20 protein-coding genes and 1 pseudogene are annotated in these 22,548 nt (G+C 46.0%); 9 read left to right on the top strand and 12 right to left on the bottom strand.

Annotated elements, in window-relative coordinates:
* Window positions 1–89 precede the first annotated feature (89 nt).
* The 5 genes and pseudogenes from HPS54_RS08945 to HPS54_RS08925 form a co-directional block, all read right to left on the bottom strand.
* A complete protein-coding gene (locus tag HPS54_RS08945) occupies window positions 90–428 on the bottom strand; it encodes a hypothetical protein (protein WP_172345101.1) in 339 nt (112 codons plus the stop codon).
* An 11-nt stretch (window positions 429–439) separates the two neighbouring features.
* Window positions 440–1,948, bottom strand: a complete 1,509-nt coding sequence (locus HPS54_RS08940) for a major capsid protein (protein WP_253951978.1) — start codon at window positions 1,946–1,948, stop codon at window positions 440–442.
* Window positions 1,949–2,010: 62 nt separating this feature from the next.
* A pseudogene (locus HPS54_RS13110) lies at window positions 2,011–2,235 on the bottom strand (major capsid protein); the annotation flags it as partial.
* 531 nt (window positions 2,236–2,766) lie between these two features.
* Window positions 2,767–3,573, bottom strand: coding sequence for a rolling circle replication-associated protein (locus HPS54_RS08930; protein WP_216653062.1), 807 nt, complete (start codon window positions 3,571–3,573; stop codon window positions 2,767–2,769).
* A 347-nt stretch (window positions 3,574–3,920) separates the two neighbouring features.
* Window positions 3,921–4,022, bottom strand: a complete 102-nt coding sequence (locus HPS54_RS08925; RefSeq protein ID WP_172345106.1) for a smalltalk protein — start codon at window positions 4,020–4,022, stop codon at window positions 3,921–3,923.
* A gap of 198 nt (window positions 4,023–4,220) precedes the next feature.
* Here HPS54_RS08925 and uvrA point away from each other — a divergent pair, with 198 nt between their 5' ends.
* Window positions 4,221–7,052 (top strand): excinuclease ABC subunit UvrA, encoded by a 2,832-nt coding sequence (gene uvrA, locus HPS54_RS08920; RefSeq protein ID WP_172345097.1) that lies wholly within the window; start codon window positions 4,221–4,223, stop codon window positions 7,050–7,052.
* 139 nt (window positions 7,053–7,191) lie between these two features.
* Here uvrA and HPS54_RS08915 read toward each other — a convergent pair whose 3' ends face one another.
* The 6 genes from HPS54_RS08915 to HPS54_RS08890 all read right to left on the bottom strand — a co-directional run bounded on the left by HPS54_RS08915 (window position 7,192) and on the right by HPS54_RS08890 (window position 14,253).
* Entirely contained in the window at window positions 7,192–7,869 is a 678-nt protein-coding gene (locus HPS54_RS08915) for a tetratricopeptide repeat protein (protein WP_172345096.1), read from the bottom strand.
* Window positions 7,870–7,879: 10 nt separating this feature from the next.
* Window positions 7,880–8,941: a 3-isopropylmalate dehydrogenase gene (leuB, locus tag HPS54_RS08910; RefSeq protein WP_172345095.1), complete on the bottom strand. Its 1,062-nt coding sequence runs from the start codon at window positions 8,939–8,941 to the stop codon at window positions 7,880–7,882.
* A 229-nt stretch (window positions 8,942–9,170) separates the two neighbouring features.
* Window positions 9,171–10,682 (bottom strand): alpha-isopropylmalate synthase regulatory domain-containing protein, encoded by a 1,512-nt coding sequence (locus HPS54_RS08905; protein WP_253951980.1) that lies wholly within the window; start codon window positions 10,680–10,682, stop codon window positions 9,171–9,173.
* Window positions 10,683–10,693: 11 nt separating this feature from the next.
* The gene (gene leuD / locus HPS54_RS08900) at window positions 10,694–11,287 is read right to left on the bottom strand and encodes a 3-isopropylmalate dehydratase small subunit (protein WP_172345094.1); all 594 of its coding nucleotides are present in this window, start codon (window positions 11,285–11,287) and stop codon (window positions 10,694–10,696) included.
* A gap of 27 nt (window positions 11,288–11,314) precedes the next feature.
* The gene (leuC, locus tag HPS54_RS08895) at window positions 11,315–12,709 is read right to left on the bottom strand and encodes a 3-isopropylmalate dehydratase large subunit (protein ID WP_172345093.1); all 1,395 of its coding nucleotides are present in this window, start codon (window positions 12,707–12,709) and stop codon (window positions 11,315–11,317) included.
* 50 nt (window positions 12,710–12,759) lie between these two features.
* A complete protein-coding gene (locus HPS54_RS08890; protein ID WP_172345092.1) occupies window positions 12,760–14,253 on the bottom strand; it encodes a 2-isopropylmalate synthase in 1,494 nt (497 codons plus the stop codon).
* A gap of 1,019 nt (window positions 14,254–15,272) precedes the next feature.
* Between HPS54_RS08890 and HPS54_RS08885 the strand changes: the two genes are divergently transcribed.
* Window positions 15,273–15,842 carry an HU family DNA-binding protein gene (locus HPS54_RS08885; protein WP_172345091.1) on the top strand — a complete coding sequence of 190 codons (570 nt, stop codon included), beginning with the start codon at window positions 15,273–15,275 and terminating at the stop codon, window positions 15,840–15,842.
* A gap of 133 nt (window positions 15,843–15,975) precedes the next feature.
* Here the strand turns inward: HPS54_RS08885 and dnaB are convergent, their stop codons facing one another.
* Window positions 15,976–17,457 (bottom strand): replicative DNA helicase, encoded by a 1,482-nt coding sequence (gene dnaB, locus HPS54_RS08880; RefSeq protein WP_172345090.1) that lies wholly within the window; start codon window positions 17,455–17,457, stop codon window positions 15,976–15,978.
* A 100-nt stretch (window positions 17,458–17,557) separates the two neighbouring features.
* On the opposite strand from dnaB, the gene ispE reads away from it, so the two are divergent.
* From ispE to mltG, 7 genes are all read left to right on the top strand, one after another.
* Window positions 17,558–18,382, top strand: coding sequence for a 4-(cytidine 5'-diphospho)-2-C-methyl-D-erythritol kinase (ispE, locus tag HPS54_RS08875; protein WP_172345089.1), 825 nt, complete (start codon window positions 17,558–17,560; stop codon window positions 18,380–18,382).
* A 30-nt stretch (window positions 18,383–18,412) separates the two neighbouring features.
* The gene (locus tag HPS54_RS08870) at window positions 18,413–18,928 is read left to right on the top strand and encodes an NUDIX hydrolase (protein WP_172345088.1); all 516 of its coding nucleotides are present in this window, start codon (window positions 18,413–18,415) and stop codon (window positions 18,926–18,928) included.
* Between the two features lie 226 nt (window positions 18,929–19,154).
* A complete protein-coding gene (locus HPS54_RS08865) occupies window positions 19,155–19,745 on the top strand; it encodes a 50S ribosomal protein L25/general stress protein Ctc (RefSeq protein WP_172345087.1) in 591 nt (196 codons plus the stop codon).
* A gap of 43 nt (window positions 19,746–19,788) precedes the next feature.
* Window positions 19,789–20,382, top strand: coding sequence for an aminoacyl-tRNA hydrolase (gene pth / locus HPS54_RS08860; protein ID WP_172345086.1), 594 nt, complete (start codon window positions 19,789–19,791; stop codon window positions 20,380–20,382).
* Window positions 20,379–20,798, top strand: coding sequence for an RNA-binding S4 domain-containing protein (locus tag HPS54_RS08855; RefSeq protein ID WP_172345085.1), 420 nt, complete (start codon window positions 20,379–20,381; stop codon window positions 20,796–20,798). The genes pth and HPS54_RS08855 overlap by 4 nt, the downstream gene beginning before the upstream one ends.
* 32 nt (window positions 20,799–20,830) lie before the next feature.
* Window positions 20,831–21,406: a phosphoribosylglycinamide formyltransferase gene (gene purN, locus HPS54_RS08850; protein ID WP_172345084.1), complete on the top strand. Its 576-nt coding sequence runs from the start codon at window positions 20,831–20,833 to the stop codon at window positions 21,404–21,406.
* A 24-nt stretch (window positions 21,407–21,430) separates the two neighbouring features.
* Window positions 21,431–22,459 carry an endolytic transglycosylase MltG gene (mltG, locus tag HPS54_RS08845; protein ID WP_172345083.1) on the top strand — a complete coding sequence of 343 codons (1,029 nt, stop codon included), beginning with the start codon at window positions 21,431–21,433 and terminating at the stop codon, window positions 22,457–22,459.
* The last annotated feature ends 89 nt before the right edge of the window (window positions 22,460–22,548 follow it).

The following is a 22,548-nucleotide window of genomic DNA, read 5'->3' as shown; positions in this document are numbered from 1 at the left end:
TTGTTTTGTCAGTTAAAAACTTTGGCTCCGTCCTCTCTTGGGGGCGCGCCCCCAAGAGAGGACGGACAATACTCTGAAAGAGGTAATTCCTAAATCAAAATTTTGCACTTCGATTTGGAATCTTCACTCGACTTAACCATAGACAATATATCAGAATCAGAACACTTAGAACGAAGAGAAGCAAGACTATCAGAAGAAGGAGTAAGAGTCTTCAACCAATTATCCAAAGTATCCTTACCTAAGTTATTAAGACGGGTACTATCAAGAAGCAAACCTACATCATTAACCATACTGATAGATTTAACACCTTCATCATCTTCAACAATTTCAAAATAAAATGAATCAACAACTTGTGGCTGATAAACAACAGAGATTAAAACAGGAAGATTAAATTCATAATCCTCATTAAAATGAAATACTTTTCTCATAACAAAATTTTTTAATAGGGTAAACCATTATAGTCAAGATTACGAACAGCCTTAATATCAAAATCGACATTTACTAATAACTGGTCAGTATCAACAGAACTATCAGAAGCAACACCGAATATACTATCACAAAGAGAGGGGTTAACTTTCTGAAAAGCATAACCAATACCTTTGATATTCAAATCACCGATTGAACGCTTGAAATAATTAGATATATACTCACCTGTCATAGGAGATACCCAATGTTTAAGAGAGGAAATAAAAGCACCGTGAACTTCATCAACAGAAGTCTTATACTCTGCATAACGAGGAACATAACCAAGATTTAACTGAGAAAGGAACTGTGTAGGATTATCAAAATCAACAGAACCGGACGTCATACCGGAGTGCAAAACATCAAGTCCATAAGAAGACAATTCAACAAGGTTAACAGGCTGCATACCTATACTATCAAACTCAGGGATAGCATAATCAGTAGCTCGATTTTTAAGATTATACTTAGAAATACCGCTAACAACATAATCAAGAAGAGGGACACAATGATAAACAGCCATAAGGACACCATGTTCAGAGCAATCAAACTCTATAAAGTCAGAAGAACCTCCGACACCTTTACCGGCAATATCAGCAGCATTATCAGAAGTAATATTATTATTAACTACCTCAGAAATATCAAGATTTGAACCTGTACCACCAAGACGACGACAACGACCAGAACGATCATCAGATACCTTTACATTCCAATGCTTTTCAATCTGGGACTGATAGTCAGCACGACCACTCATAGTTATCTCTTTCCAACGCTGGGCAGCTTCTGCCTTACGAAGTGCAAGAACCGACAAACCAATTTCATTAGATATTGGAACTTCTAATGAAGTATCACCAATAGATACAGTCTTTGTACCATCAAATTCAATATAACTAACATTATTAGTATCAGAAGTAACAACCTCACCTTCACCAGTCAAAGGAGTAGCAACAGAATCAAGACCAAATTGAGGCCGAGGGAGAACACCAGTAAAATAATCTTTATTCCAATTACAATACTGCAAGTCAAACATATTAGGAGACAAAACAGAACCTTGAGCAGCAGAATGTAACTGACTAGTCAAACCAGCAATAGGAATTTTTAATGTAGAATTCAAGTTGGCTTGACCCATATAATCAATATTACAAGTATAAGGAGCAGACATCTCCCATTGACTATTCCTAAACCAATCTTGATATATCTTCTGATAAGCAAGAAGTGGGAAAGGATTAAGATTGAAATTATGAACAAAAGTACCAATTACTTGGGAATCATCAGTAACACCATAACTAGGAAAATCACCATAACCAAGATAACTCATCAACTTACAAGAAAGTGAATAACGCTCAAAACCAAAGATATTTTTACCTTTAGTAACTGTACGCATAATACGCAACTCTTTGAAATAATCACGAATATCACTAACAGTAAAATAGGGATGAGAAGTGACAAAAGGATAAACACTTGAAAGAGGAGAAGAAGCAGAAGACATTTGACCGGTCTGTATGATAAAATCATCAAACGAACGCCAAAGAAGACGATAGGGAACAAAAAAACGTCTACATACTCACGAAAACGGGAATAAGCAGCAGACTGAACAGGCTGTGTACGGGTAAACCAACTGGTGTTGATTTTAAACTTATCACCTGGAAGACAGTCCTTAACACAAATGGGTAACAACTCACCGACCTTAGCAGTAAAAGCATTACGGAAAGAAAGGTCAAAACCATTACGGGAAACCTTATTCTTTAGATTAACTTGTGAAAGTAAATTTGACATAGATAAAAAATTAATCGTTAATAAATATATTATTCATATCATTCAAACGCTTATGTTTAATAGCACGGGTAAAACGTTTATCAACAAAACAACGATAGTTCTTATACATAGGATTGGACTTCAACATATCAATAAAAGTAGTACGTAACTGACATATACACTTTTCAGAGTAAGGAACATCACAACTATCGATAAAAGATACAAAAGACTTATAATCATGGGGGAAACCATTAGGAGGAAACGAATTATCATAGAAAAGCAATAAAGATAGGGGAGAAGATGACGGAAAATCACGAAGATAATCAATCTGAGAAGTATAGAAATCACGCAAATTAATCATATCGCGATTACTATAAAACTCAATGATAGTATTAAGGGTACGGACACGATCACCATAATCCGAACAATCCTTACAACAAAAATACAAGAAACGCTTCGAAACAGACAAATCGGAATATATACGGTTACGATAATAATCCAAAAAATTACCTGTCTTAGTCTGATGGAAACGATACAAACCGAAATCAATACCTAATATACGGAATATTTTATGAATACGGGGGGGGAATAATGGTCAGAGGGTACAACATAGTCCTCATTGATAAAGTCCTGTACCATACTCATAAGAATACTAGTCAAGTGCGACAACGAGGTAAATTTGAATTCTTGTTCACACTCGCGTAATACTGTATAAGACTCGTATAACTCACTATAAGACTTATCATCAAACTTTCTACATCTTGGGAAAAAGAGAGACGTAAGTGACCGCCAGGGATTGAGGATAACATTTTCTCCATTGAGAACACGGCTAATTCCTGCAAACGAATTAGGGGCATTTTCATATATTTCTTCTTTCTTACGGCGATAAAACCCTTGAGCGAAAAAGTTAGAATGACTCGAGAACGGCTTGAGGGCATCACACGCAAATAATCGGGGAAGAGACACAGTGCTATTAACATAGCTCGATACGTACGAAGAACACTTACCCCGCGAAAGAGAATAGTCGACACGACCAAACGTCCAACTCTTACGTACAACTTGTGACATGATTTCGAGCGCTTCTGAAGAGTTGAAGTAAAATAGGATATGGAAGTGCGGGCGGAAGTGCACCGGTCCGTATTCCAATACAGCGTAGAAACGAATTTTTTCATTTGTCTTACGAAATAATCTATCTCTAACACGCTTGATATACAATTGCAAATCACGACGGGAACCATAACCGATAAAACCGCGCAAATTAATCTTACTCAAAAGTTTCTTCATATAAACAGGAGACTTATGAGAATTACAAAAATCACGACCAAAAACAGTACCGGGAGAGCCTACACGGTCGTCCATGTCAACAATATCATAGCAATTGTCAGAGGGGTTAAAAATAGGCTTACACAATGGAATAAAACGGTTGCTATATGTAAGGGAAACAAAGGCACAATATACATTGTCCTGCTCCTCAAGAGAGCATAACATACTCATCTTAGAAGAACGGGACTGCAAACATGCCTTACAGATACCACATCCTACACGCAAAAGATCACCTGTGTAAGGATTTACAACAGTACGAGGATCATAACATCGTGTAAACTGATAATTCATGATGATAATAAAAATAACGCGGACGCTGCAGCGTCGAGCCACGCCAAAGGCTTTGGCGTCCGCGTATGCTGAATAAATTCAGCAGGTTAATACTAACTTAAAGAAGAAAAACCAAGAGCACCGGCAATAGCCGATGCTACAGCGATGATAACCTTGAGAATGATACCAAATGTTTTGTTACTTTTTTCAGACATAGATAAAAAAATTAAAAGGTTTATATTAAAAACAATAATCACATAAACAAATCAGTTATAAAGTTGAATACGGTGCAAATATAAAAACAAATATTTTACAAATAACGGGTATTATGATAAATAGGAAATACGGTTTAATCCTTTTCGGTATTTGCTGTCACCTACTGGCAAAACGGAGGTATAATGAATTGACAAAAGATGAGCGGTAAAATAAAAATAAAGAATGCGCGAGTGAACAACCTTAAGAATGTATCACTCGAAATACCAAGAAACCGGTTCGTAGTCATTGCCGGAGTATCGGGTTCGGGCAAGTCGTCACTGGCATTTGATACGTTATATGCCGAAGGACAGCGCAGATACGTGGAAAGTCTTTCATCGTATGCACGCCAGTTCTTGGGAAGAATGAACAAGCCCGAGTGCGATTTTATAGAGGGATTGCCGCCTGCCATTGCCATCGAGCAGAAGGTTACATCGCGCAATCCTCGCTCTACTGTCGGGACAAGCACGGAGATTTATGAATATCTGAGGCTTTTATATGCAAGAATAGGAAAGACTTACTCGCCCGTCAGTGGAGATGAAGTTAAGAAACATTCCATTGAAGATATTATAGAGTGTGCGCAAGGGTATGCCGAAGGTACTAAATTCGTGATAATGTCACCGTTGCATATTTCCGAAGGTCGTAGTCTTGCCGAACAACTGATGCTATACGTACAGCAGGGTTATGCCCGTGTATATTATAAAGGTGACTTTGTGCGCATTGACAGCATGGATGAATCTATGGACTGTAGCGATATAAAAAAACATGATATATATCTTGTCGTCGACCGCATGTCGCTTAACGGAGAGGCAGACTCGCTGTCGCGGTTGGCTGATTCGGCAGAAACGGCGCTTTTCGAGGGCAACGGCGAATGCAGACTGATGTTCCTTCCATCCAATATATCGTACGATTTCTCCACACGGTTTGAAGCAGACGGACTGACATTCGAGGAACCGAGTGACAATATGTTCTCGTTTCACTCCCCTATCGGCGCATGTCCGAAATGCGAAGGTTTCGGTAAAATCATCGATATAGACGAACGTCTTGTCATCCCCAACTCGTCTTTGAGCGTCTATGACGGCTGTGTGCAGTGCTGGAGCGGTGAGAAAATGGGCGCATGGCGTCAGGAATTCTGCCGAAGAGCAGCCAAAGACAACTTCCCGATATTTGAACCGTATTACAATCTCTCACAGAAACACAAGGAATGGCTGTGGCACGGGCTGCCGTCCGACAAGAACAGGGAACTGCGCGACAAGGTTTGTATAGACGCATTCTTTCAGATGGTGAGGGATAACCAGTATAAAATACAATACAGGGTGATGCTCAGCCGATACAGAGGCAAGACTACATGTCCGGAATGTCACGGTACACGGTTGAAAAAAGAGGTTGAGTATGTAAAGATAAACGGCAAAAGCATAACAAACCTTGTAGAAATGCCTGTGGTCAGTCTTAAAGACTGGTTTGATAACCTTGTGCTTGACGAGCACGATACAGCCATAAGCAAACGCCTGATGACGGAGATACGCAGCAGATTGCAATTCCTTGTGGATGTGGGACTTGGATATCTCACGTTGAACCGCCAGTCTAATACATTAAGTGGCGGAGAGAGCCAGAGGATAAATCTTACAGCCTCGCTCGGGAGCAGCCTTGTCGGCTCGCTATATATACTCGATGAGCCGAGCATCGGACTGCATTCACGCGATACATTCAGACTTATAAAGGTACTTAAAGACTTGCAGTCGTTGGGCAATACCGTCGTAGTTGTAGAACACGATGAAGACATTCTGCGCGCAGCAGACCACATCATCGACATCGGACCCGAAGCCGGAAGATTTGGAGGTGAGGTGGTATTCAACGGAAATGCCGGCGAGATAAACGAGGAGACTGCCGACAAGCATCCGCAAAGCCATACCGTAAAATTTCTTACGGGCAGGGAAACGATACCGCTGCCGGCATCGCGGCGCAGCTGGAACATGTGTATCGAGTTGAAAGGTGCAAGGATGAACAACCTTAGAGGGCTTGACGTTAAATTCCCGCTAAACGTTTTCACCGTTGTCACAGGTGTCAGCGGTTCGGGAAAGTCATCATTGATAAACGGAATATTGTATCCTGCATTGAAAAGACATCTGGACGAGGCGGCGGAACTGCCAGGAGAATATTCGTCACTTGAAGGAGACTGGAAGCAGATAAGACACGTGGAGGCTATCGATCAGAACCCGATAGGAAAAAGCACACGGTCGAATCCGGTAACTTACGTAAAGGCTTTTGACGAGATACGGCAGCTTTTTGCCGACCAACAACTGTCAAAGCAGATGGGCTTTACGGCAAAGCATTTCTCTTTTAATGCAGAAGGCGGACGCTGTGAGGAGTGTAAGGGAACGGGAACCATAACGGTGGAAATGCAGTTTATGGCAGATATCGTGCTTGAGTGTGACGCCTGCCATGGCAAACGTTTCAAGTCGGAAATATTGGATGTACAGTATCACGGCAAGAACATCAACGACATACTTGACATGTCCGTAAGCGAGGCAATGGAGTTCTTTACGGAACATGGGCAGACGGGCATTGTAAAGCGTCTCAGACCTTTGGAAGATGTCGGACTTGGATATATAAAGCTCGGGCAAAGCTCGTCAACTCTGTCCGGAGGCGAGAACCAGCGTGTGAAACTTGCCTACTATATAGGTCAGGGAAGCGCAACCCCTACCCTGTTCATATTCGATGAACCGACGACAGGTCTTCACCTTAAAGACATCAAACGGCTGCTTGAAGCTTTCGATGCACTTATAAAACAGGGGCATACTGTGATTGTGATAGAGCACAACATGGATGTAATAAAATGTGCAGACTATGTTATAGACCTCGGTCCCGAGGGAGGTGCAAAGGGCGGAAGCCTTGTCTGCGCAGGCACTCCGGAGGATATAGCCGGTTGTAAGGAAAGCTTTACGGGCAAGTATCTTCGCGAGAAGCTTTATCAGGACGTTGAAGGGAGATAAAGGAATGTAAAAGGAGATAGGAGGAGATAAGGAGAAGATAGAGGGAGATAAAGGACAATACTCTTGTATGAAGCGACAAGACATACGTCCTTTATCTCCCTCTATCTTCCCTTTAACTTCCCTTATCTCCTTTAACCAATCACTTCCTGCATTTCTTATAGAATTCTACAAGCGACGCACGCGGTATTCCACACTTTACAAGCATGTCGAGATCGCGTCTTGCATCCTCTTTCTTTCCTGTCATTATACGGATATCCGCACGGTTAAGTATGTAATCCGTGTTTGAAGGGTCGCGTTTGATAGCCTCGGAATAGTCGTATTCGGCAAGCGAAAGCATGTTGCGCTCCTTTTCCATGCCTGCTCGTATGGCATAGACAATGGCACTGTCGGGATATTGATGTATCATGCGGTTTATCATATCAAACGCCTCGGTGTATCGTTTGTCCTTTTGATTTACAAGCGTAAGTCCGAGTTGCGCCTCAAAATTGTCAGGCGAAGCGGCGAGCACAGCCTCGTAATCGGCGCGGGCAAAAGCGTTCCGCCCAAGTCTTTCGTTGGCGTACGCACGATAGAACAGTGCCGTAAGGCTTTGCGGATACCGTTCTATTATGTAGTCATACTCACTCTTTGCATATTCCCATTGACCGAGACGGAGGTTGTACGAAGCCTTTTTCAATCTCAAAGAAACCGAGTCCGGATGTGCGGAAATCAGTTCATTTATAACCTTAATACTGTCACGCAACTGCCGGTTGTCCTGAGATTTACATCCCAAAGCAACCGACAGCAACAGTCCTACGAGTACTTTACATCTCAACATCGGCACAGTGTCATGCGTTGATTATATAGTCGGTTATCCATTCGCCAACCTCTTTCGTTCCGTATTCCCGGCCTCCCTTTACCTGTATGTCGGGTGTACGCACGCCTTTGTCAAGCGAAACATTCACGGCACGGCGTATCAGTTCGCCCTCTTCCTTCAGATTGAAGTATTCGAACAGCATGGCAACCGAAAGGATTTGTGCAACGGGATTGGCTATATTCAGCCCCTTTGCCTGTGGCCACGAACCGTGTATCGGCTCGAAAACAGGAGCGCCCTCGCCTGTCGATGCAGACGGAAGCAGTCCCATGGAGCCGCTTATCACAGAGCCTTCGTCCGTAAGGATGTCGCCAAATGTGTTTTCCGTCACCATCACATCAAAGAAAGACGGTTCCTGTATCATGCGCATGGCTGCATTGTCCACGTACATATAGTCGGTCGTGACCTCTGGATACAGCGGCGCAAGTTCCTGTGCTATCTTACGCCACAGACGCGATGAAGCCAGCACATTAGCCTTGTCCACCACCGTAAGGTGCTTTCTGCGTTTCATGGCATATTCGAATGCCACTTTCAGAATGCGCTCTATTTCCGTGCGTGTGTACATGTTCGTGTCGTACGCCTTGTCGTCATCCTGATATTTCTCGCCGAAATACATGCCGCCTGTCAGCTCGCGGATACAGATGAAATCCGCATTCTCAACAAGTTCCGCCTTGAGCGGAGAATTGTGGACCATGCACTTGAATGTCTGTACGGGACGTATGTTGGCAAATAGCCCCAGCTTCTTTCTCATCGCGAGCAATCCCTGTTCGGGACGGACGGTTGCCGTAGGGTCGTTGTCAAACTTGGGATCGCCGACGGCAGAGAACAGAACAGCGTCGGCTTCCTTACATATATTATATGTCTCGTCGGGGAACGGGTCACCGACTTCGTCTATCGCCGCCGCGCCACACAAAGCATATTCATAGCTCACTTCATGTCCGAATTTCTTGCATACGGCATTTATAACGTTGACACCTTGCACCGAGATTTCCGGTCCTATACCGTCTCCGGGCAACACTGCAATCTTTAACTTCATAATATTATGTTCTTTTATATATAAGTAGATGTTCAAAATTAAACGTATATATATTAATCGGTAGATGTTATTATTTACTTTATCATTATCTTGCACGTTCTTTCGGGCTGTTTTCCCATGTCTCATCGGTCGTGTAGCCCGCTACACACTCTCTTCGGACATGAAAAACATCACCCAAATAACGCACAATATAATGATAATTAATTTTGGACATCTACTTACCTTATTATTATATCATATTCAGCATCTTGAAAGTAGCCTTTATGGCAGCCTCTGTCTGATCGGCATCAAGCCCTCTTGTCTTGAAAGACTTGTCGCCGTGCCGCCATGTTATTATCGTCTGCACCAGCGCATCCGTATTTCCTCCGGGCGGAATGCTCACCGCATAGTTTTCAAGAACGGGGAAAGAGCGTCCGAGAACATCCTCATATATACTCCGCAATGCCCTGACAAAGGCATCATACTGTCCGTCGCCCGTCGATGCCGCCTCATATTGCCGCCCGTCTATCTCAACCTTTACACTTGCTATCGGTTTGAGTCCGTATGCCGACGAAACCATATAGCTTGTCAGTTTCACGTTGTCTTCGGGTGCCGCATGCTTCAACACATCGCTTACGATGAAAGGCAAGTCGTCTTGTGTCACAATCTCTTTGCGGTCGCCAAGCTCGGTTATCCGTTTTGTAACCTTTGCAGTCTGCTCGGGAGTAAGTTCAAGTCCGAGTTCCTGAAGATTGCGGTCGATGTTCGCCCTGCCGCTGTTCTTGCCCAAGGCATATTCGCGCCTGCGTCCGAAACGTTCCGGTTTCAACGCATTGCTGTAAAGATTTGCCTTGTTGTCCCCGTCTGCGTGCACTCCGGCAACCTGCGTAAAGACGTTCTCCCCTACTATCGGCCGGTTCGGGGCAACCGTTATTCCCGAGTAACCCTCGACCATGCGGCTTATATCGTTCAGCCTTTCCTCGTTTATATTGGTCTTTGCGTTGAACTGGTCTTTCAGTATTGCCTGCACGCTTGCCAACGGAGCATTGCCGCAACGCTCTCCGAGTCCGTTGACCGTCACATGCAGCCCGCGCACACCGCTTAGTACGGCGGCGAGAGAGTTGCTTACGGCAAGGTCGTAGTCGTTGTGTGCATGGAAGTCGAAGTGCGCTCCGGGATATCGCTTTATCATCTTGCGCATGAACTCTATCACCTGCAGCGGATTGAGTATGCCCAATGTATCGGGCAGCATGAAACGCCTTACATCCGTATCGACCAACGCGTCGAGCATCCGGTAGACATATTCAGGCGACTCTTTCATGCCGTTGCTCCAGTCTTCGAGATAGACATTCACGCCTATACCCTTTGCCCGGGCATATTCGAGCGAACACCGGATGTCGGCGATGTGCTCTTCGACAGTCTTTTTAAGCTGCTTGACGCAATGCCTTTCAGAACCTTTTACAAGCAGATTCATCACCTTGCATCCGCAAGAGTCTATCCAGTCTATGCTCCGTTTGCCGTCGACAAAGCCGAGAACCTCCACTTTGTCGAGCATGTCTATCTGCCGTGCATAGCGGCAGATCATCTTCACGGCGTCTTTCTCGCCGTCGGATATACGTGCGGACGCCACCTCTATGCGGTCTACGTTGACATCCTTGAGCAGCATGCGCGCTATCATCAGTTTCTCATGCGGAAGAAACGACACGCCGCTTGTCTGTTCTCCGTCGCGCAGGGTGCAGTCCATTATCTCGATGAAAGGCATGCCCGGCGAGCCTATTGCCTGTTTTTCCGTTCCCACTCCTCTATCTTCTCCTTGTTTTGCAGCAAATAGTCGATGTCGTCAATGCCGTTTATCAGGCAATGCTTCTTATAACCGTTGATTTCAAACCGCTCGCTTCGTCCCGTTCCGTTGTTCGTTACGGTCTGGTCGGGCAGATCGACAGTCACTTCAGTATCAGGATCGGCGTCGATGCTTGCAAACAGTTCCGCCAGGAAGTCTTCGCTTACGACAACCGGAAGCACAAAGTTGTTCAGCTCGTTGTTCTTGTGTATGTCTGCAAAGAAACTGCTTATGACAACTCTGAATCCGTAGCCGGCTATTGCCCATGCGGCATGCTCGCGGCTCGAACCCGAGCCGAAGTTCTTGCCTGCCACAAGTATTACACCTTTATATATAGGGTTGTTCAGAACAAAGTCTTTCTTGGGCGTCCCGTCCTTGTCGTATCTCCAGTCGTAGAAAAGATTGTCGCCAAACCCTTTCTTGTCGGTCGCTTTAAGGAAGCGGGCGGGTATTATCTGGTCTGTGTCCACGTTTTCCAACGGAAGAGGGACGCATGTGCTTGTTATTATATTGAATTTCTGCTTCATTGTCTTTGATTTATAGATTGAAAACGCCTATACCAAGTCCCTCGGATCCGTTATCCTGCCTGTCACGGCAGCGGCGGCAGCCACCAAAGGACTTGCGAGAATGGTGCGCGCACCGGGTCCCTGGCGTCCCTCGAAGTTGCGGTTGCTCGTCGATACGGCATACTTTCCGGCGGGCACTTTGTCATCGTTCATGGCAAGACATGCCGAACATCCGGGTTGTCTGATCGCAAATCCGGCTTCTTCGAGCACCTTGTCCAGACCTTCCTCGCGTATCTGCGCCTCGACAGCCCACGAGCCGGGCACGAGCCATGCCGTAATTCCGTCGGCTTTCCTTCTGCCTTTCACCACCGAAGCGAACGCCCTGAAGTCCTCGATGCGCCCGTTGGTGCATGCTCCGAGGAAGACATAGTCCACCTTATGCCCCAGCAGTTTGTCGCCGGGCTTGAAGCCCATGTAGTCGAGCGACTTCATGAAAGAGCCTTGCCCCGCTTCCGGTATATCGTCGAGCATGGGAACAGTGCCGGCGATGCTCATCCCCATGCCGGGGTTTGTGCCATACGTTATCATCGGAGTTATGTCGCCGCCGTCGAAAGACAGTTCCTTGTCAAACACGGCATCGTCGTTGCTCCGCAGCGTCTTCCAGTATTCCACCGCCTTGTCCCACGCCTCGCCCTTGGGCGCATATTCTCTTCCTTTTATATACTCGAACGTTACATCGTCCGGAGCGATAAAACCGCCGCGCGCACCCATTTCTATGGAGAGGTTGCACAGCGTGAGACGCCCCTCCATGGACATGTCTCTCACCACGTCGCCCGAATATTCTATGAAGTATCCCGTACCTCCCGACGTCGTCAGCTTGGACATAAGATAAAGCGCGACGTCTTTCGGGGTAACGCCTTTGGCAAGTTTTCCGTCGATGTTTATGCGCATTGACTTCGGCTTCTGCTGCAAAATACATTGCGACGCCATCACCATTTCCACCTCGGACGTGCCTATTCCGAAGGCTATGGCACCCATGGCGCCGTGCGTGGAAGTGTGCGAGTCGCCGCAGACGATGGTCATGCCCGGCAGCGACAGTCCCTTTTCCGGTCCCACGACATGTATTATGCCGTTGTCCGGACTCATCATGCCGTAGTGTGTCAGCCCGAACTCACGGGCGTTGCGTGCAAGAGTGTCCACCTGTGTCCGCGACACCGCGTCCTCGATAGGCTTGTCCTGGTCGTGAGTTGGCGTATTGTGGTCGGGCATGCAGTATATCTGCTCCGGACGGAAACATCTCAGTCCGCGCCGGCGCAATCCGTCGAAGGCCTGCGGCGATGTAACCTCGTGGCAATAAAGGCGATCTATGTATAGTTGCGTGGGACCGTCTTCTACAGTCTTTACAACGTGCCTGTCCCATATCTTGTCAAACAATGTATTCATTTTTCCTGGCTTTTAAAAAATCATTATATTGCCTCTGACGGCGACAATTCTCACTTGAACTTGTTGATACAGTCGATATATGCCTCTACCGAAGCCGTCACGATGTCGGTGTTGGCACCAAATCCGTAGTACACATGTCCGTTGTATTCCACCTGCATGTGCACCTTGCCCACATCGTCGGAACCGCGGCTTATAGCCTGTATCGTAAACTCCTTGAGCGACATCTGCTTCTGTATGATTTTCTTGAGCGCCTTTATCGCGGCATCTACAGGACCGTTGCCCGTAGAGGCTTCCTCGAACTTCTGTCCCGATATGTCCAGTCCGATGCTTGCCACGCTCTTCACGCCCATACCCGTTGTGACCTGCAGGAAGTCGAGCCTTACCGCCCTGTTCTCCGCCGTGTCGGCGCCTACAAGCATGAGGATGTCGTCGTCGTGTATCTCCTTCTTCCTGTCTGCCAGCTTCAAGAACTTCTCGTACACGCCGTCGAGCTTGCTTCCGTCAAGCTCTATGCCAAGCGTGCTCAGGCGGTATTTCAGCGCCGCGCGCCCGCTTCTTGCCGTAAGCACAATCGAGTTCTCGTCCAGACCGATGTCCTTCGGGTCGATTATCTCATATGTGTCCACGTTCTTCAGCACCCCGTCCTGATGAATGCCGCTTGAATGGGCGAACGCGTTACGCCCCACGATCGCCTTGTTGGGCTGCACGGGCATGTTCATGAGGCTGCTTATCATGCGGCTTGTGGGATATATCTTTGAAGTGTTTATGTTGGTCTCTATGTCGATGTCCCTGTGGCATTTCAATATCATCGCTATTTCTTCCAGCGACGTGTTGCCCGCCCTCTCTCCTATTCCGTTTACCGTAACCTCTACCTGGCGCGCGCCGTTCAACACGCCGCTCAGCGTGTTTGCCGTGGCCATTCCCAGGTCGTTGTGACAATGGGTGGAGATTATCGCCTTGTCTATGCCGTCCACATGCTCCATCAGATACTTTATTTTCTCGCCATATTCCGACGGAAGGCAATACCCCGTGGTGTCGGGGATGTTCACTACGGTGGCACCGGCCTTGATTACCGCTTCTACGACGCGCGCGAGATATTCGTTCTCCGTGCGTCCCGCGTCTTCGGCATAGAACTCCACGTCCTCGACATGGCGCTTTGCATACTTCACGGCTGCCACCGCCCGTTCGATTATCTCTTCCCTCGTGGCGTTGAACTTGTATTTTATATGGCTGTCGCTCGTTCCTATTCCTGTGTGGATGCGCTTGTGTCTTGCATACTGCAACGACTCCACTGCCACGTCGATGTCTTTCTCCACGGCGCGCGTCAGAGCGCATATCGTGGGCCATGTCACGGCTTTGGATATCTCAATCACCGAGTTGAAATCGCCCGGACTTGACACGGGGAAACCCGCCTCTATGACGTCCACGCCCAGCTTTTCCAACTGTTTTGCCACTTCAATCTTTTCTACCGTATTCAACTGACAGCCGGGTACCTGCTCGCCGTCTCTCAGTGTCGTATCGAAAATATACAATTTGTCGCTCATACCATTTTTTTCTTTATATTTTTATCAAAAAAAGCCTTTCGCACCATGAAAGTGGGAAAGGCTCCTTGTTTTCTATAGCAAGACTATACGCACACTTTTCCACTTCCGCCCGCTGTACGTAGTCGTAGAATAATGTGCAATATGTTGATGTTTGTCATCATCGCTTGTGTATCTTTGTTTTTATTAATATGCTGCAAAGTTAACAATTATAATCCATATAAACAAATAAACTGTAATTTTTATTACATAAAACGTTGCAGTTTGTAATTTCAAACCGTATAAATGTTTCTTTTGTGTAACATTGGCGGGCAAAGGGACGCACGACGGAGGATAATGAAAGGTGTCTGCAAGCCGTAAGAAAGTTGGTTAAGAAATCTGTAGCATATAGTAGAGAAAGCTGTACTATATAGTAGAGAAAGCTGTACTATATAGTAGAGAAAGCTGTAGCATATAGTAGAGAAAGCTGTACTATATAGTAGAGAAATCTGTAGCATATAGTAGAGAAAGCTGTACTATATAGTAGAGAAATCTGTAGCATATAGTAGAGAAAGCTGTACTATATAGTAGAGAAAGCTGTAGCATATAGCATGGAAATCTCATATATATGATATAGGTGCCTATATATATAATAAGGTGTATGTATATATATATAATAAGGTGTATATAGCCCGGATGGAAGCGTGAAGAGGCGGTATGCCGGATGCAGGAAGGTGCTTCATGATGTACAAATAGGCGGTATGGCATTTGTATTTCACGTTTAGAAAGGTATTTTACACGTTCGATACGATATTTTTCACTATATAAAACAAATTTTCCGAATGCGGTGTAAACAATGTTAACCTGCTGAAAATAAGACGGATAAATGTGCGCGCGTGTTGATAAATAGCCTATATTTGCATCGTGACACAACAAAATACAACGACAATCCTATCAGACGGAAAACCACAAGCGGACCATGACAGGAAAACAAGGGGGAGAGAGAATTTCATTTAAAGTCAAACCTTTTAAATTTTAAAGTTATGGTAGAGCTTACATGGTATCAGAACAACAACAGTTCAAGTACAGGTTACAAGAAATGGTACGTACGCCCGGTGCTTAAAGACATGCTCGGCATCCACGAGATGGCGCAGCACATGGCAGAACACAACACGCCGTTCTCGGCAGGTACGATCGAGGGAATTCTGACAGACTTCTCGAAGTGCATACGCGAGCAGCTTCTCAACGGAAATTCGGTGAAAATCGACAATCTGGCGATATTCAAGATTACGGTGCACAGCCGCGGTTTCAAAAGCATCGCCGGTCTCGACGACAAGACCGGACAGACATCGGTGTCGGCAAAGAATGGCTCGGCGGTCAGGAGAACAAGGATGCTTGCATCGGCAACGGGCGACATGATGAGCGAACAGCTCGGACTGGACGTGACATTCGGTTGGGACACCGAATCGAAAGCCAAGATTGAGGCTGCCAAGGCTGAAATCAAGGAGAACATTGCCCACCTTGAACAGTTGGGCGAGGAGGTTGAGAAAGAGCAGCAGGCGAACGACGGCGACAATGGCGCGAATGACGAAGCCGGAGACGCCGGGAAGTGACGAATAAGGTATAAGGAAAAAGGCTGAAGAGCCGTGCCGGACCAAAACTGGAGGTCCGACACGGCTCTTTGCCGTATTTATGGATTACGTTATTAGTGTGGGCAGGGCGGCAGATGCGCCTTGCTCACGTTGTTTAGAACGGCATGTCCGCCGGTGGAGGCGGTGGCGGAGGCATCATATCGCCGCCGTTGAGTTTCGAACCGATAATCTCTCCGTCCGGTCCGGAGTGTCTGAACGATGAGTCGGGGTTCTGGAAACGCGTGAACTCGCCGCGGAAATCGAGAAGCACGTCGCCCGTTCCGCCCTTACGGTGCTTCGCAATGATAATCTGAGCCTTGCCGTGCAGGTCGTTTCCCTTTTCGTCTTCAAATATCCGATAGTATTCCGGACGGTGTACAAACAGCACCATGTCCGCATCCTGCTCTATGGCTCCCGACTCGCGGAGGTCGCTGAGCTGCGGGCGCTTGCCTTCCAATCCCTCGCGCCCCTCTACGGTACGGTTCAGCTGCGACAGCGCAAGTATAGGTATGTCAAGCTCCTTTGCAAGCCCTTTCAACGAGCGGCTGATAGTAGAGACCTCCTCCTGACGGCTGCCGAAGCGCGCGCCGTTGGCGTTCATAAGCTGCAGATAGTCTATCATTATTATCTCAACCTTCTTCTCGCGCACCAGTCTTCGAGCCTTTGTACGCAGCTCGAAGATGGACATGCCGGGAGTATCGTCCACGTAGATGGGCGCCGACTGCAGCTTTCCGATATTAATATCAAGCCTTTTCCACTCCTCATCGTCCAGCTGTCCGTTAAGAATCTTCTTTCCTTCAATCTCACATACGTTCGATATAAGTCGGTTTACCAGCTGGACGTTGTTCATTTCGAGCGAGAAGAAAGCTATGGGGCGTTGATAGTCCACGGCGATGTTCTTGGCGAGAGACAGCGCGAACGACGTTTTTCCCATGGCAGGGCGTCCGGCAATGATAACAAGGTCGCTCGCCTGCCAGCCCGCCGTCATGTCGTCGAGCTTGTTATATCCGGTGGGAATACCTGTAAGCTCTCCCTTGTTTGCGGCGGCTTTCTGCAATATCTTTATAGCCTGGTCTACAACCGGTTCCACCTGCGTATAGTCCTGACGCATGTTCTTCTGCGACAGTTCGAACAGCGACGACTCCGCTTCCTGCATCAGTTCGTCCACATCCGTCGTCTCGTCGAACGCCTTCGTCTCTATTACTCCGGCGAAAGATATCAGCTGGCGCGCCATGAACTTATGCGCCAGTATGCGGGCGTGATACTCTATGTTGGCTGACGACGCCACATGCGAGCTGAGATCGACGATGTATGTGGGACCTCCCACATCTTCGAGCGTGCCCTCGTGCTTCAATTCCTCGATCACCGTCATTATATCGACGGGATTCTCGTTCATGCTGAGCGTCTGTATGGCTCTGTATATCTTCTGGTTACGCGGCTCGTAAAACGTCTCGGGCTTCAGTATCTCGCTGACAATGGAGAATGCGTCTTTGTCTATCATCAGCGCACCGAGAACCACGCGCTCTATGTCCGTAGCCTGCGGCTGTATGTGTCCGTATGATGTGTCTATGGTTGTTTTGGCTTTTCTTTCCGGCATGTCTTTGGTATTTATGTGAGATGCAAAAATACAAAAAACTTCATACCGTCCGTTAATTACTTGTCAAGTTTTTCGTATTTTTGTACGAAAAAAGATACAGATGATAACATTTCCATGCGCCAAAATCAATCTCGGACTTAACGTTGTAAGCCGCAGAGCGGACGGATATCATAATCTCGAGACCGTGTTTTACCCTGTAAACATATCGGACAGGATTGAGATAACAGTCGCAGACGGGCGTATGCCGGAGGGAAAGGCGTGCGCTCTTACAGTTGAAGGCATGCCTGTGACCGGCAATGCGGACGACAATCTGGTGGTGAAGGCATACAACATGCTGGCAAAAGACTACAGTCTGCCCGATGTGCACATAAATCTTTGCAAGAAAATACCCATGCAGGCAGGAATGGGAGGCGGCTCGTCCGACTGTGCATATACGATACGCCTGCTCAACGACATGTTCGGTCTTGACATTCCGTTGGAAAGGATGATTGGATATGCTGCAAGTCTCGGCGCCGACTGTGCATTCTTCATCAATCCCGTACCATCGTATGCCGAGGGCATAGGCGACGTGCTGCAACCGGTGGACATAGACTTGTCGGGATATAGGATTGTGATAGTAAAGCCCGACATACCCGTAAGCACTCGCGAGGCTTTCTCTCTCATAACGCCCGCAAAGCCCTTCAAATGCTGCCGCGATATAGTGCGACAGCCGATAGACACATGGCGTGACGAACTTGTCAATGATTTCGAGAAGAGCATCTTTGCCTTGCACCCGGAAATAGCAGCCATCAAGCAACGGCTTTACGATACCGGTGCCATATATGCGGCAATGAGCGGAAGCGGAAGCGCGCTGTTCGGAATATTCAAAGACGTGCCGATGGATATCAGGGATATGTTCAAGGACTGTTTCGTTGCTATATTATAAATAAGGTGTTATATTAAAGGATATCGAAGAATGAAAGATAACAATGAGGAGATGTTCCCGGAAGTGGACGAAAACGGCAATATCATAGGCGGCATGACGCGCGAAACGGCACATGGCGGTTCTAAGAGACTTCACCCCGTGGTGCATCTGCACGTATTCAACAGAGACGGCGCACTATATCTGCAGAAGCGTCCGGAATGGAAAGACATACAGCCGGGCAAGTGGGATACGGCGGTTGGAGGACATATAGCATTGGGCGAGAGTGTGGACACGGCATTATTGCGCGAGGCAAAGGAAGAACTTGGAATCTCCCGTTTCTCCCACGTGCGGCTTGGAAGCTATGTCTTTGAAAGCAGTCGCGAGCGTGAATTGGTATATGTTTATAAGACAGTATATGACAAAGAGATAACACCTGATGCAGAGGAACTTGACGGCGGACGCTTCTGGACGTTGGATGAAATAAGGGAGAATATAGGCAAAGATGTCTTTACACCTAATTTTGAAAGGGAAATAATGAGGGAAGAGCTGCATCTGTTTATTGCATAAGACACTCCATTCCAATGATATGAAGCGGCATTATCAATGCGTCAATATCGGCGTTTTATTTTGTAATATAAGGCTTCTATGCTAAAAACTTATTATTTTATTTGTGTTTATTAATAAAAAACAGTACTTTTGCACCGCTTTTTCAGGCAAATCATGAATGATATTTCGTGTGATGGTGGATTAAGCAACTAATTTTAGTAACACTTAATTTTAGAGTAACACAATTATGAAGGAAATTAAAGTTGAAGGTCAGAAAAGAAATGGCCTCGGTAAGAAAGCTGCAAAGCTGTTGAGAAAAGAAGGTCTTGTACCCTGCAACCTCTATGGTGAGGCTAAAGGAGAGAACGGTCTGCCGGTTGCAATGGCATTCACGTCTTCTGCAAAAGAACTGCGCAAGATCGTATACACACCGCATGTTTATGTAATAAAGCTCGTCATCGACGGCGAAGAGCATACTGCTATCATGAAAGAACTGCAGTTCCACCCGGTAACAGACGCGCTGCTTCATGTCGATTTCTATGAGATCAACGAAGAGAAGCCTATTACAATCGGTATTCCTGTAAAACTCAACGGTCTGGCACAGGGTATCCGCGACGGTGGACGTATGAACCTCTCTGTACGCAAAATCAACGTTAAGGCTAAATATCAGGATATACCGGAACATCTTGACATCGATGTTACAAACCTGAATATCGGCAAGAGCATCAAGGTTGGCGAGCTTAGCTTTGACGGTCTGGAGATGGTTACAAGCAAGGAAGTCGTTGTCTGCTCAATCAAGGCAACACGTAAGAGCCAGCAGGCTGCTGCCGAGCAATAATCTGATTTTATTACAGGCATGAACATGCCTATAATACATGAACATGGAGAAATATTTAATTGTAGGTTTGGGCAATCCCGGCAACGAATATGCGGATACCCGCCACAATACAGGCTTTATGGTATTGGACGCTTTTGCAAAGGCGTCCAATATTGTTTTTGAAGATTGCCGATACGGATTTGTCGGAACAACAAGCATTAAAGGAAGGAAAATAATACTTCTAAAGCCCACTACATTCATGAATCTAAGCGGAAACGCCGTAAGATATTGGATGAACAAAGAGAATATCCGCCAGGAGAACCTGCTTGTTATCGTAGACGACCTGTCGCTTCCGTTAGGCACACTCAGGCTTAAAGGCAACGGCAGCAACGGCGGACACAACGGTCTCGGTCACATACAACAGCTGATAGGTCAGCAGTATGCACGACTCAAGGTTGGTATAGGCAATGATTTTCCGCGCGGAATGCAGGTTGAATGGGTGTTGGGCAAATACAGCGAAGAGGACATGCAGGTGCTTTCTCCTCGCATAGAAACAGCATGCGACATTATAAAAAGTTTCGTACTGTCCGGTATCAACATTACAATGAACCTTTATAACGGAAACAAGAAACCGACGGACAAAACAAAAGCACAATGAACGAGGCAAGAATAGACAAATGGCTGTGGGCTGCACGCATATTCAAGACACGCTCTGTGGCTGCAAATGCATGCAAAAACGGTCGCGTTACAATAAACGGCAGCAACGTCAAGCCTGCACGCATAATCAAGACTAATGAGATTATAAACGTAAAAAAGCCACCGATAACTTATTCTTTCAAGGTATTGCAGTGTATAGAGCAGCGTGTCGGAGCCAAACTGATACCGCAAATATACGAGAACGTAACAGATGCAAAACAATACGAACTGCTGGAGATGAGCAGAATAAGCGGATTTGTAGACAGGGCACGCGGTACGGGACGTCCTACCAAGAAAGAACGAAGAAGTCTTGACTCGTTTATAGATCCGACACTATTCGGAATTGATGATGACTGGGACGAAGGCTGGGACGAATAACAAGTGCATATCCATATATCAACATACCATTTATGAAAAATATAGCAGTCTTTGTTTCGGGCAATGGGAGTAATTGCGAAAACATTATCAGGCACTTTGCACATTCCGAGGATGCAAGGGTGTCACTGATATTGAGCAACAGACAAGACGCATACGCACTGACGCGTGCCCAAAAGCACGGTATCAGTACGGAAGTGGTGTCAAAGGAATTTTTCTCAACCCACGACAAGATAATCCCCTTGCTCGAAAAATACGATACGGATTTCATCATACTTGCCGGATTTCTTCTTATCATTCCCGATTTTCTCATAAAAAAATACAACCGCCATATAATAAACATACACCCATCATTGTTACCGAAGTTCGGCGGTAAAGGGATGTATGGCATGAATGTACACCGAGCCGTAAAGGAAGCGGATGAAAAAGAAACCGGCATAACCGTACACTATGTAAACGAAGAGTGCGACGGAGGAGAGATAATAGCACAGTTCAAGACACCTCTTACCGGTAGTGAAAGTGCGGAGGATATTGCTGAAATGATACATAAACTGGAAAAGACGCACTACCCCACCGTTATAGAAAACATAATAAAGAACACTCAATATTAACCCATACCAATAAAGAATATCTATATGAAACGTCCCAAAATCCACAATAAATACATAATGCCGATATTCGGATGCCTGCTGGCAGTATTATGTATAATATATTATTACTTCTTTTCATCAATGTCTGTAGATTCAGATACACATTATATATATATAGACAATGATGACACAGTTGATTCGGTATATACAAAACTGTCCTCCGTATCAAACAGTCATGCCATGACAGGGTTCAGGATACTGTCCGAAATGTCTTCATACAGCAACAACATACGCAGCGGATGTTATGAAATCAAGGGCAGTAACGGTTCTTTAAGCGTATTCAGAAAATTGAAGAACGGTTTGCAGACACCGATAAGGCTTACCGTTCCTTCCGTACGCACAGTAGAACGGCTTGCAGGTTCCATTGCAAAAAAGATGATGACAGACAGCATAACGCTTCTAAAGGCAATGACCGACACTGCCACATGCCGAAAATACGGATACACTCCTGAAACGATAGTATGTATGTTCATACCGAATACATACGATATTTATTGGAACGCGTCGACAGAAAACATCATGGAGCGCATGAAAAAAGAAAGTGACAAATTCTGGAACAGCGAACGAACAGGCAAGGCTGCAGCCATGGGACTAAGCAAAAATCAGGTTATCACGCTCGCAAGCATCGTCGATGAAGAGACAAGCAACAATGGTGAAAAGCCCATGATAGCAGGAATGTATTACAACAGGCTGAAAAAAGACATGCCGTTACAGGCAGACCCCACGATAAAGTTCGCCCTTAAACAATTCGGGCTTAAACGTATATACAACAACATGTTGCATACCGACAGTCCGTATAACACTTACAAAAACACAGGACTGCCTCCGGGACCGATACGCATACCGTCGGTTGAAGGAATAGATGCGGTACTTGACTATGTACATCACGACTACCTGTATATGTGTGCAAAAGAAGATTTCAGCGGTACGCACAACTTTGCCGTAACATATGCGGAACATCTGCAAAACGCCGGTAAATACACGGAGGCGCTTAACAGACGGGGCATAAAATAATCCGGCTCTAAGACTGGCAACAGGTCAACAACAACAGCACAGAATGAATATTATGACTACATCACAGGTACATATAACAAAAAATGCCC

The sequence above is a fragment of the Xylanibacter caecicola genome, assembly GCF_013166515.1.
GTDB lineage: Bacteria > Bacteroidota > Bacteroidia > Bacteroidales > Bacteroidaceae > Prevotella > Prevotella caecicola.
This window is presented reverse-complemented; position numbering and strand designations above follow the sequence as displayed.